This is a genomic window from Enterococcus hulanensis (genome assembly GCF_005405485.1).
Lineage (GTDB): Bacteria > Bacillota > Bacilli > Lactobacillales > Enterococcaceae > Enterococcus_A > Enterococcus_A hulanensis.
Window position 1 is genome coordinate 1 of the sequence record NZ_BJED01000040.1, and the last position, 12,216, is coordinate 12,216.

Sequence of the window (12,216 nt, forward strand, 5' to 3'; positions counted from 1 at the left end):
GCACAACTTTCAGTATTAACAAAATCGTTACGCCAAAAGTTGATGAGAAAAGGGTTCTCATCAACTATTATCGAAACCGTATGGGGAAAAGGATACCATCTCAATAAGGAATTCTATACTGTTTATCACACCCCTTATCAGTAATAAACAATTTAAGAATTAGGCAATGCCCACTAACAAAGTAAAGTCGTACTCGGAGATATCTTCTAGTACGACTTTACTTTTTATGAATTGGGGCAACAGCTCGCCATACAAAAATATGCCAAGATTTTGCTGAATCTCCCCCGTAATTGTGGAGCAATGTCATTCTATTCTAAGGAATAATTAAAACTAAAAGTATACTATTAATAAAAGCAACGTTCATGTTTAATCAAAATTTTTGATCAAATTAATCAGCTGAAGTGTGACTATTAGAAGGAACCTAAACGACTTTTCACCCAAAAAGCGGAATTTGATTGGAATATCTGAACGATGCTCTAAAAGTAGATAACTTTCCAGAAATCCAAAAACAATGATTCCTGTTTTTGGATTGACTAGCACCTTACGTGCTAGTTTATACTTAATTATAGAGTTAAAGGAGGAGTCCATGGATAAAGCATTAGAGTTAAGAATGGCTGTAGACAAACACGGGCACGTGGAAGATGCACTGATGTATTTAAATAGGTCAGAATTGATAAAGAGATATGAAAATTTAGAAAATCTAACTATGTTGGGTGAAATATTTGCTTTAATTGGGTTAGCAGAAATACCCTATAGTTATGAACTATCGTTTGTAAAGAAACTCATAGGGTCAATAAACGATAATGTAGCAACTGATCAAGGTTTCTCTTATACAGGTAAAATGGAAGATATCGTACCTTGCTACAATGCTATGATTTTTGAAGCATATTCTCGTCTTGGTCTAGGAAAAACTAAACAAGCCCAAAACGCATTAAGTTGGATTAAATCGTACCAAGTATTTGATAGAAATAGAAAAACAGCTTGGAAATACGATGGTATTTGTAAATATGGCGGATGTATGAAATCTGTCCCATGTTATATTGGAATAGGAAAAACTGTAAAAGCCTTAATCACTTATCGTGACATAGTCGATTCAGAAGATACTACCATTAATCAACTAATAAATAATGGGTTAGATTACATGCTGAAGCACCAAATGTTTAAACGACTATCTATCGACAAGCCAATTAGTGCAAACATAACAAAAAATATGTTTCCACAAAATTATGTATTATCAATTACTGACTTATTATATATTGCTAGTAAAGGTAATCTCTTAAAAGAAGGCAATACTGTTGCTCTAATTGAGAAAATTGAACAGAAGAGAACGAAAACAGGCGGTTGGAAAATAGAACATATCTACAAATACAATGGGTATATTCCATTTGATAATAGAAGACAAGACTCGCAATGGCTTACGTATATTTACAATTCATTATTGAATACAACTTTTTGATCTTATTAAAGGTTTCGAGTAATCGGAGCCTTTTTCTGTACCTCAACAACTGATATTTCAGATGTCAACAGAGGAATTTTTAGAAACAACATAAAAATGTACTTAACAGTTTTTGACGTATTACTTTACTACTGTTGGATTTGAATTCTCAATAGATCAAAATTTATTCATCGGATTTGGCTATTACTTTTCATACAGTATCGGTCAGACAGTCGCTACAATCTTAAAAAACTCACAAAAATATTTCTTCTTTTTCTTCTATTCTCCGTTTTTGTTTTATTTCATTTTTATAGTGTCGTCATCTATTTTTCTGGAGGAGCTGCAAAGGGTGAAGCATTTTTGGAGATTCCATACGATCCCAACTTTGACAGTATCAAGCTCAGCGTGTATTCCAGCCAATTTGAACGCCTGGGCTCAATTAGGAATTGTTCAAGTACAATCGTTCTTTTAGGAGCAAATATTCAGAAAGACGGAGCAACAGGGGCAGGTGTTCTAAAAATATTATTAATTTTAGGACTATGTAAGATCGATTATATGAACTTCTCTACATTAGCTTTAATCATTTTAACTGCAATTTTATCGGGAATTGTCATGGGAAAAGTTCCTGGCACAGGAGTGTCTGCGGCAATATTAATGATTTCAATGTTTAATCTACCAAATGAGAGGATGTCGATAATCATTTTACTGAGTACCTTATTTGATATTCCAGCAACAGTATTGAATTCTGTTGGTAATATACCTAGTGCTATTTTTGTTGATCAAATAATTTTTAGAAAGATCAAAAGAACAGTTTCATAGAAAAACTAACCATATATATTCAGCGGAATAATTTCCTGAAATATCTTCACAAATCTTCAAAAAAATATTATTTTTAGCAACAAAACCGTTTCCAAATAATTCGCTGTGAGCAGATTCGTAGACTTCTACACTAGGACGTAGTTCAATATGGTTAAATTATCATTATAGTAAAATGAAAATGTTGGAAGACCAATTGATCGAAAAGAGGTTGATAAAAACTTTTAAAGAACTAGTCGAGATTGATTCAACATCTGGGAATGAAGAACAAATTCACAGTTACTTAAAAAAAGTTATTTTGTTCGTTAGGGCTGAAGGTTAGAGAAGATGATAGTATCAACAGTACTAGACTTGGAAGAAAAAAATTTGATCGCAAAACTTAAAGGTACTGCAAAGAAGAGAGCGCTATTTTTTCAGCTGAAGAAACCATCTTGGCAGCTGATGATAAAACTGGGATTGCAATCATGATTGAATCCATTAGATATTTGCAGGAGCAGGATATCGAAAGATGAGACCTAGAATTTGGATCATCTCCTGGAAAATAAATCCGCTCTATTGGTTCTTCAGCACTGGACATGTAGTAAGCGACATCCGATATAGGATATGTTCTTGACAGTGGCGTTTCAGTCGGCAGAGTTACCACGGCCAGCCCAACACTTTACTTGTATGAAGTCACTATTTCTGAAAAGTAGCACATGGCGGGCTTGAACCGGAATAAGGCATTTTTGTTGTCTAGATTTTATCAGATGCATTGAACCTCATAAAACTTGGTAGACTTGATGAACAGAACACCGCAAATATAGATATCATTCAAGGAGGAGAAGCGACAAATATTGTCATGGTCTCGCTAGAAGTTCATTCAATCAGTCCTTCTAAAGCATAATCCTTAATTGATGAGATGATTGTAACATTTAAGTAATATGCAACTGAACATGGCAGAGAGGAAACAATCGATGTGTAGAAAATGGCCACTGGATTTAACATCAGCAATGAATAGGCTGTAATGAAACTGCTCACTGTTGCTGGTAATAATTTAGAGTACATAATCATTAAAGAGCAAAGTGGTGGAGGTAGTGATGCGAATGTATTTAACGAAAATGGAAAGTAGGTGATAAACGTATGTGTTGGTTATGAATAAATTCACACGACGAAAGAATTTATTCTAATTAGCGAGATGAAAAAAGGGAGTCCAATTAATTGTGAAGTTAGCGGAAGTTTCTCCTCAAAAAGAGAGGGATGAAGGGAACGATGATAAATCAAATAAAGCAGATTTTTAAAATTGCTAGTGCTGTATTGATATTGGCGGTTAGTATCAATATGTTTCTTGGACCCCATCATATAGCTGCTGGGGGTGCGAGCGGTATTGGGATTTTAGCAGAAACAACATTTGGAATTAATCGGTCAGTGATCGTTTTGTCGTTGAATGTGGTTGTCTCAATTTTAGCTGCCCTTTTCTTGGGAAAAAAAGTGTTTTTTAACACCTTGATTGGAAGTTTATTGTTTCCTTTAGCACTAAGAATCGTGCCGACAACTATGTTAACAGGTGATCGTTTATTGTCGGTTGTTTTTGGTAGTATTATTTTTGCCATAGGTGTGGCTATCCTATACAATATCCAAGCTTCTAGTGGTGGGACCACGATACCTCCCCTGATCTTTGAAAAATATTGGGGAGTGAATACTTCTTTAGGTTTATTACTAACAGACACGGCCATTGTATTTATGAGTCTGTACGTCTTTGGTTTTGAAGAGTTTCTTTTCGCCATACTATCTTTAGGAATCACCTCTATTGTTATGAGCTATATAGAAACTGGACTGAAAAGACGAAAAGTTGTTATGGTCATCAGTCAGCAACACACCACAGAAATTCACAACAGGTTGACACAAGAAGTTAATAGGGGGACCACAATATTCGATGTTCGAGGTGGTAAAGAGAATGCCCATAGAGAAATGATTATGGTTGTAATCACAGATCAAGAGTATCCGAAATTGAAAAAAATGATTGATGAGATTGATCCACAAAGTTTCATGATTACCTATAATGTTGCTGAAGTTCATGGATTAGGATTCAGTTATCATCCTATCCAGTAAAAATTAGGAGGAATAAAAATGACACCTATACTAGCATTTACTATTGTAATGTTTATCTGGACAATAGGGGAATTTGTCTCAACTAAAAGTAAAGCATTGATTTCAATGATGCTAGTCGCTTCAATGATTTTTTTAGTAGGCTTTGCGGCGGATCTTTTACCTCATGATTTAATTCAAGATTCAGGATTATTAGGACTAGGAAATGCTGTAATTGGTGTGATCATCGTTCATTTAGGAACAATGATGAGTTTTGAAGACTTAAAGTTACAATGGAAGACGTTTCTCATCGGTTCTCTGACCGTTGTCTTAATGACAATTCTCTTAATTTTTGTTGGGGAGATGATTTTTGACCGAAATGTTGCTGTAGCGGGAACCGCTTCAATTACTGGAGGTACACTTTCAATTTTGATGGTACAAGACAAAGTAAATGAAATTAAAAGCGCTGGTGGAGACTTAGGTATTTTATCCAGTTACCTATTGGCAGTTTTTCCATTATTGATTCTCAACTTGAAGAATTTGGTGGGCTTTTTATTCACTGCAAATATTTTGAAGAAGGAAGCCCAACGAGTAAAAGAACAATATCGAAAAGGCGAATTAATTTTCTTTGAAAAAGAAGTTGAACAAAATACAGCTCCTATAAAAGAAAGCGTACTGCCAGAATTTTTACAAACACCTTATGCAACCCTATTTTTACTCGGGTTAACAACGTATGTTTCTCGAATGTTGAGTGATTTAACAAATGGATACGTGAATACGTTTGTCATTGCATTGTTATTAGGAATAATTTTACGCCATTTTAAAGTATTGAAACCAAATGCACTCTCATCTACAGATTCTTTTGGTTTATTGATGATCTCTATTATGGTGATAGCGTTTGGTCCATTAGCGGATATCGTTCCAGCAGATCTTCTTCAGCTTGTATGGCCCATTACTTTTTATTTAATTGCTGGATTGATCATTATATTTATTTCATCATTCTATATTGGAAAGAAAGTGGGGTATTCTGGACCGCTATCAATCGCTGTCGGCATGACCACACTGTTTGGATTCCCTGGGACAATGGTCCTAACGAAAGAAGCTGCCGCAGCTGTAGGAGAAACAGAAGAAGAAATTGCTGTAATTGAACAGAATATCTTACCAATAATGGTTACTGCAGGCTTTTCGACGATTACAATCACTTCAGTGATCACAGGTGGATTAATTGTTGGTTTGATGATTGGTTAAACTTAATTAACAAAACTCTTTTGTACAAATGGGAGTATTTCAGTTAATTCTAAAAATGAATTTGAGTCAATATCTTGGACACGCTTTAGTAGAGACTGCTAAGCCTCGGACGGAATGTCTAGTTTTATTTAGCCCAACAACAATCACTTGTTTTAATTCTTCATCGTACCGGTTCGTAAATGTTCATCCTCTAGTACATCAGTTAATTTAATTCTATATCTACGAAAAGTTGTCTCAGACTTGACACTAACACCAATTTTAAAAAGCAAATAAAGTGTAAATGTTGAATTTACACTTTATTTGCTTTTTATAGATATTGAGATCACTAGAACATCCATGCAGAAAATAACAGTAGACTTTAAAACACAAATGTTCCAGAATTATTGTGAAATCAAAGGTCTGAAATTTCCATTCTTATTTATCATCGATAGTTTTCTTACGCTGATAAAAATAAAGTGCAATAACTGTCAATCCTCCTCCAAAAGCCATTAATATTTGTTGCTTTTTTTCTCCCAAGCCTGGAAGTTGTTTAGGAAGATTATTATCGTGTACTGTGCTGTTTTTTCTATTCCCTATTTCTGAATCGTCCCTCAGATGTGTTTCAGTAAATGAATCCTTGATTACTATATTGTCTTTTGTATACAAATAACTTATTGTTTGTGGTTGGTCAGTGAAGCTGCCGGTTGATTTTCCTATTAAGCTGTCAAATAGATAACCTTCGATTTCCTTTTGTTTACTAATATAGAACTCCCCAATATTTCCTTTTAGTATTATATTTGGATGAATACTATTTCCCAATGTATCTAGATAACGAACCGTTACATCAGCGGCCGGAATCGGATTTTGAACATAAATATAAGTGACTTCTTGCGCTTGATCCGTAAATACACCTGTAGAATTCCCCTGTATTTCTTGAAATGTAAAATCGGTAATAGTTTTTTGTTCGCTTATAAATTTTTCTCCAATATTTCCTTTTAGTATTATATCTGGATGAATACTATCTCCCAGTGTATCTAGATAGCGAACCGTTACATTAGCGGCCGGAATCGGATTTTGAACATAAATATAAGTGACTTCTTGCGCTTGATCCGTAAATACACCTGTAGGATTCCCCTGTATTTCTTGAAATGTAAAATCAGTAATAGTTTTTTGCTCGCTTATAAATTTTTCTCCAATATTCCCTTTTAGTATTATATCTGGATGAATACTATTTCCGAGTGTATCTAGGTAGCGAACTGTCACAGTTCCTGCTTCTAGCGGAATGAAAGTATATGCTCTACGAGCAGTTCCATAGAAAGGTCCAAATCCTTCAAATCGCCACGAATATTCTAATACTCCTGACTTATCTAAATTTGTCCATCCAATGTTATTTTCATCTTCATTGTATATTCCGTTTACTCCTGGAATCACAAATCTAGCGGTTTCCATGCCCCATTTTACCTCTAATGGCAAATTCAATGTATTTGTGTGAATCGTTATTTCAGGCAAAACCACTTCCTGCCTTTGTGCAGTAAAATGAAATAAATTAGGAAGAAAGGAAATGGAAGATAGATCGCTAATATGATTATCATCAAAGTTAATTTGAGAGACATTTGTTAAATTTTGAATCATACTAATATCTGAAATGTCGTTAATTCCAAACCACAAAATCGTCAATCCATATAATTTTGAAATCGGTGTCAAGTCTGAAATATGATTGTCGTAAAAATTAATATATGTCAGGTTTTTGGCATATTGTAGTCCTTCCAATGAAGAAATATTCTCTCTCAAAGCAATAATATCTGTAAGGGACAACATGTCTTTTTGAGTGATCTGTGCTGCAGGTTTATTTAAAATATTTGCAACCACTGTTTGCAAATTTTTATCAGGCATCCATTGATCGATTGTCAAAACATCTAATTTTGTTTCTTCTTCGGTAGAATTGTTTACTTCCTCTGCAAAAACTACTTTTTCAAAACAAAATGCTCCAAAAAAAACAAAGCAACATAGAAATAAGATGAAAAAATTGTACGACTTCCCCTTCATAAGCACAGCTCCCTTTTTTAGCATTGTACCCTGAAAGTACCTTAATGATAAGAAATACGCATTACATAATGCCATTTTCTCTTTCAAACGTTCGCTTTCTTTTTTCGGTACTACCACTTCTTTTCCAGTTAGTTCTGTGGACTGATTTGAAAAATATAGATTCTTCCATTTATAAATCATTACTTCAGATAAGCCATATTCTATTGCTAAGCCTCGGGCGTAAAGTCCTGCTTTATTTAATTCAACAATCGTTCGTTTGAATTCTTCATCGTATCGGGGTATAAAAATTCATTTTCCCGTATTTTTGAGAGTTACTGAATGGATATTTACGGTGCTCAGTGACAAATCATAATTAAACGAATGCTTTCTGATGGATCTAAAATACTGTGATCAAGAATAATTCCTCAAAAGGTTCTATTTTACACCCTTTTCGAGAAGATAGTTCAATCTGTCTAAGTTGAATTATCAATAAAAGAGAGACATTTTAGCTAATTTTATCAAGTGATCAGGCATATTTTTTTTACCTTTTTCCCTAAAATGATAGGATAAATTTAACGATTCAAGATGAGTAACACAATAATACTTATCTATGAGGAGGAAACGAAATGAGTAATGTATTGAAATTAGTTGGAACAGCGGCTGTGTCTTTTTTGATTTTGGATTTATTATGGTTGCTAGTGTTTGCTCGGCGTATGTATCAGAATAACTTAGGGTATTTGATGGGAGAAACAAAACTTATGCCTGCAGTGCTTTTTTATGCGATCTATTTGATTGGTATCCTTTTTTTTGTTGTCCATCCTTCTTTGGAAAAAAATAGTTTGTTCTATGCTATCGCAGCCGGAGGTTTTTTAGGCTTGCTGAGTTACGGGACTTACGATTTAACGAATTTGGCGACCATTAAAAATTGGCCTGCTATAATCACGATTATTGATTTGATTTGGGGGACTGTTGTGACAGCGTCTGTTTCTGGAATCACCGTTTTCGTTGCACAGCACTTTAATTGGAGGTAGATGTCATGGAAATGAGTCGGTCAAATCAGTCAATTGATCCAAAGGAACTGCTTTTTGCATTTCAACAAGGGGCGATTCAATTAATCAATCAAAAGGAATTGTTAAATCAGATTAATGTTTTTCCAGTATCTGATGGAGATACTGGAAGTAATTTGGCTTCTTTGATGCAAACTATTTTGGAGGAAACGACAGAAGAAAGTCATTCTGTTGTTGAAGTATTTGAAAAAGTAGCAGATGCTTCATTATTAGGTGCACGAGGAAATTCAGGGATTATTTTTGCTCAGTATTTTAATGGCATATATAATCATTTGTTGAAGTTAGAGGAAAAAGACTCTGTTCAAAGTTTTGTACAAAGCATTAAGTCAGCAATTGATGAAGCCTATCAGGCAATCGAACAGCCAATGGAAGGGACAATCATTACTGTGATGCGCTCGTGGGCAGAAGCACTCGATGATAGTGCTCAGTTTGTCAGTTTGGAATCTTTGTTGCCAAATGCCTTGAACAAGGCCAAACAGTCTTTAGAGAACACTACTAATCAATTGAAGGTCTTGAAAAAGAATCAAGTTGTTGATGCCGGTGCTAAGGGCTTTTACTTATTCATCGAAGGTTTTACTGATGCTATTTTGACTAAACAGCCCGCCCTCCATGTAGTAAACGAAGTAACAAGCGGTGTAAAAATTGAACATTCTCCACAAGAGCACAGTCATACTTCGGAACCGATGTATCGTTATTGTACTGAAGTATTACTGGACTGTGTGGAATTGCCCAAAAGAGAGCTGCTTCAGAAGCTGAATCCATACGGAAACTCTCTGATTGTTGCCGTAAATCGCGGCAAGGCTCGCATTCATATTCACACCAATCATCCGGATAAGGTCTTAAGCTATTTAAGCAGTGTAGGCGAACCGATCCAGCAAAAAGCCGATGACATGTTGTTACAGTATCAAGTCAAGAAGCAGCGAAAAGCACCAATTGCTCTAGTGACAGACTCAATCGCGGATATTCCAGTGGACTATTTTCTCGAAAATCAGATCCATGTTTTGCCGATGAATATTTTGTTGGGGGCGACTAGCTATCTCGATAAGCTCACTCTGCAAACGAAGCAGCTTTTTGATCTAGCTAAAGGGACAAAGGAGCGTGCGACGAGCTCGCAGCCGACATTGAAAACGGTTGAGAATTTGTTTTCCTTTTTAGAAACCCGCTATGAAGCGATCTTGGTCATCACTGTCGCTGGGAAATTAAGCGGCACCTATTATACAGTCAAAGAGGCGGCGAAGCGCAGTCATGCAATCCCGATAGAAGTCATTGACTCTAGACAAAATTCTGCCGCTCAGGGCTTACTCGTTATGAATGCGAATGAGTGGATTCAAGGGGGAATACCGTTTGCAGAAGTGGTGTTGCGAGCAACAGAAAAACGAGAGCAATTGAAAATTCTGGTGAGTGTGGATGAGTTAGATCCGATGATCGACTCAGGACGGATTCCGCAGGCTGTCGGCAAGCTCGCTAAGCAGGTCAATTTGAAACCTATCGTCAGTCTTGATGAATATGGCGAAGGGAAATTGAGTAATTTTGCTTTTAGCCGCAAGGGGAACGAGAAAAAAATTCTGCGTGAGATGATGAAGGTCAATCAAAAGCACAAAATCAAACGGTATGCGATCATTCACGTCAATAACGAAGCCAAAGCCAAGCTATGGAGCAAAAAGCTTCGCGAGCTGCTTGGTTTTCCGCCAAGCTATATCACGGATAGTTCAACGGTGATTGCTATGAGTGCGGGAGAAGGCAGTGTCGCAGTTGCTTATGAATTGGGAGGAGATGAAAAATAATGATCGTTTGGACAATAATAATGATTCTGTTCATTTATTTCACTGCGCTGTTTTTTCTCGCGCAGGCGCTGCACAATAATTCGATTGTGGACATGGCCTGGGGAATTGGCTTTGTGATCGTTGCAGTGACAGGCTATTTCTTAATGCCGGAAAAAACGCTAGCGGCAACCGCTGTTTTGATTCTCGTAACAATTTGGGGGCTGCGATTGTTTTTCCATTTAGCGAAACGGAATATCGGCAAGCCTGAGGACTATCGCTACGTCAATATGCGTAAACGCTGGGGCAAGCAGTTTGCCAAGCTAAAAGCCTATTTGAATGTTTTTGTTCTGCAGGGGGTTCTCCTGTGTGTCGTGGCCTTGCCGATTTTCTTTGTCACAACCGGCACGGAAAAGGCCTTTTATTGGTGGAACTGGCTAGGGGTCATCGTATGGCTGAGCGGCTTTGCCTTTGAAACCATCGGTGATTATCAGCTGACGGTGTTTAAGCGAACGGCTAAGAAGGGCGAGCTGCTGACAACGGGTTTATGGTCGCTGACCAGACATCCTAATTATTTTGGCGAAGCCTTGAGCTGGTGGGGAATCTTTTTGATCAGCTTAAATGAACCGCGAAATATTTGGGGAGTGATTGGGCCAATCGCGATTACCTTGCTGCTTTTATTTGTTTCAGGTGTCCCGCTATTAGAGAAGAAGAATAAAGAAAAACCCGGCTATCGCGCTTATGCGGATCAAACACCGAAGTTCTTTCCCATTATTGGGAAAAAAGGGATGTAAAAGGAAAAGAGGCTGTGCCACCCAATGGGGGTGGCACAGCCTCTTTTCTAATTCTATGGACCTTTTTTTATACTGTTGGTAAAACTTTGACAGGTTGTATTTAATTTTTATCCACTTAATCATAAATAGATAGAACCTTAAATCTGTAATTAAAATATATACTCGATAATCTGATCAATTTTTGCCATGTCTTGTAATGGTAAATTTTCAATCTTTTTAAGTTTTCTTTCTTTGAAGTCCAGAGATTTCAATTGAGAAATAAGCACTTGCCCAGTTGTATCTAATTCCTCTGGTAATGAATAGCGTGTAGGTAGATTTTTTATAGTAGAAGTAATTGGACAAATCACTGCAAACATTGTTTTTCGATTAAAATCGTATCTAGATACCACTAATCCCGGACGCCTTTTTTGAATTTCATTTCCAGCGGAAGGATCAAAATCAATCCAGACAATATCGCCTTTTTTGGGAATATATTTTTTTTCTTCAGCCATTACAAAATTTCTCTCCCCTCAGGAGATAGATCTTGCCACTCATCTTCTTCATAATACTCCGCTTCTTCTCCTCCACTAAATGGATCTTCGATTTTAGGAACCAATGTAATTGTTCCATCATCAGAATAAACGACTATGTATTCTTTATTTTCTGTAGGTTTCTTACCGTTATCTGAGGGCAAAGTAATAACTACAGAACTTCCTTGTAATCTAGATTTAGTTATAAGCATAGTGTCACCTCTTTATTACAATATATCACGCAACACCTGATCACGCAATAATTATATATAACAATTGGGAGTGTACAGAAAATGACCCTTTTCTGTACACTTTCTTTTATTGCAATTTATTTAAAGTTATCAATTCTTTTTGTGTCCAGTAAGTCGCTTCAAAATCTATGTTCAAAAAGTAGAGAATTGAGATTTTGGCGAATGTGACACAAACTGATTGTGTTGCTTTCAAAAAAAGCTCTATGGAAAGCTCGTTTTTCCTCTGGCCCTGTCACTTTTATTTTTAGTTGGCGACAGTTTTCCTATT

At 36.2% G+C, this 12,216-nt stretch carries 10 protein-coding genes; 7 read left to right on the top strand and 3 right to left on the bottom strand.

The window, feature by feature from the left end; translation table 11 throughout:
* Window positions 1-586 precede the first annotated feature (586 nt).
* From FFR60_RS22620 to FFR60_RS22635, 4 genes are all read left to right on the top strand, one after another.
* On the top strand, window positions 587-1,456 hold the full coding sequence (locus tag FFR60_RS22620; RefSeq protein WP_137665930.1) for a hypothetical protein: 870 nt from the start codon (window positions 587-589) through the stop codon (window positions 1,454-1,456).
* 339 nt (window positions 1,457-1,795) lie between these two features.
* A complete protein-coding gene (locus FFR60_RS22625; protein WP_171005018.1) occupies window positions 1,796-2,254 on the top strand; it encodes a cation:dicarboxylate symporter family transporter in 459 nt (152 codons plus the stop codon).
* 1,245 nt (window positions 2,255-3,499) lie between these two features.
* A complete protein-coding gene (locus FFR60_RS22630) occupies window positions 3,500-4,339 on the top strand; it encodes a YitT family protein (protein ID WP_137665932.1) in 840 nt (279 codons plus the stop codon).
* An 18-nt stretch (window positions 4,340-4,357) separates the two neighbouring features.
* Window positions 4,358-5,563 carry a hypothetical protein gene (locus FFR60_RS22635; protein WP_137665933.1) on the top strand — a complete coding sequence of 402 codons (1,206 nt, stop codon included), beginning with the start codon at window positions 4,358-4,360 and terminating at the stop codon, window positions 5,561-5,563.
* Between the two features lie 414 nt (window positions 5,564-5,977).
* Here the strand turns inward: FFR60_RS22635 and FFR60_RS22640 are convergent, their stop codons facing one another.
* Window positions 5,978-7,876 (bottom strand): MucBP domain-containing protein, encoded by a 1,899-nt coding sequence (locus FFR60_RS22640; protein WP_371854003.1) that lies wholly within the window; start codon window positions 7,874-7,876, stop codon window positions 5,978-5,980.
* A 317-nt stretch (window positions 7,877-8,193) separates the two neighbouring features.
* On the opposite strand from FFR60_RS22640, the gene FFR60_RS22645 reads away from it, so the two are divergent.
* Genes FFR60_RS22645 through FFR60_RS22655 form a run of 3 tightly spaced genes read left to right on the top strand, consistent with a single transcriptional unit; the run spans window position 8,194 to window position 11,188 of the window.
* Window positions 8,194-8,598, top strand: a complete 405-nt coding sequence (locus tag FFR60_RS22645) for a DUF2177 family protein (protein ID WP_137665935.1) — start codon at window positions 8,194-8,196, stop codon at window positions 8,596-8,598.
* Window positions 8,599-8,603: 5 nt separating this feature from the next.
* Complete coding sequence (locus tag FFR60_RS22650; protein ID WP_137665936.1) at window positions 8,604-10,418, top strand: DegV family EDD domain-containing protein; 1,815 nt, start codon at window positions 8,604-8,606, stop codon at window positions 10,416-10,418.
* On the top strand, window positions 10,418-11,188 hold the full coding sequence (locus FFR60_RS22655) for a DUF1295 domain-containing protein (RefSeq protein WP_137665937.1): 771 nt from the start codon (window positions 10,418-10,420) through the stop codon (window positions 11,186-11,188). Before FFR60_RS22650 ends, FFR60_RS22655 begins: the two co-directional genes overlap by 1 nt.
* Window positions 11,189-11,337: 149 nt before the next feature.
* Here the strand turns inward: FFR60_RS22655 and FFR60_RS22660 are convergent, their stop codons facing one another.
* Both FFR60_RS22660 and mazE read right to left on the bottom strand, forming a co-directional pair.
* Window positions 11,338-11,679, bottom strand: coding sequence for a type II toxin-antitoxin system PemK/MazF family toxin (locus FFR60_RS22660; protein ID WP_137665938.1), 342 nt, complete (start codon window positions 11,677-11,679; stop codon window positions 11,338-11,340).
* Complete coding sequence (mazE, locus tag FFR60_RS22665) at window positions 11,679-11,909, bottom strand: type II toxin-antitoxin system PemI/MazE family antitoxin (RefSeq protein ID WP_137665939.1); 231 nt, start codon at window positions 11,907-11,909, stop codon at window positions 11,679-11,681. The genes FFR60_RS22660 and mazE overlap by 1 nt, the downstream gene beginning before the upstream one ends.
* Window positions 11,910-12,216 lie beyond the last annotated feature (307 nt).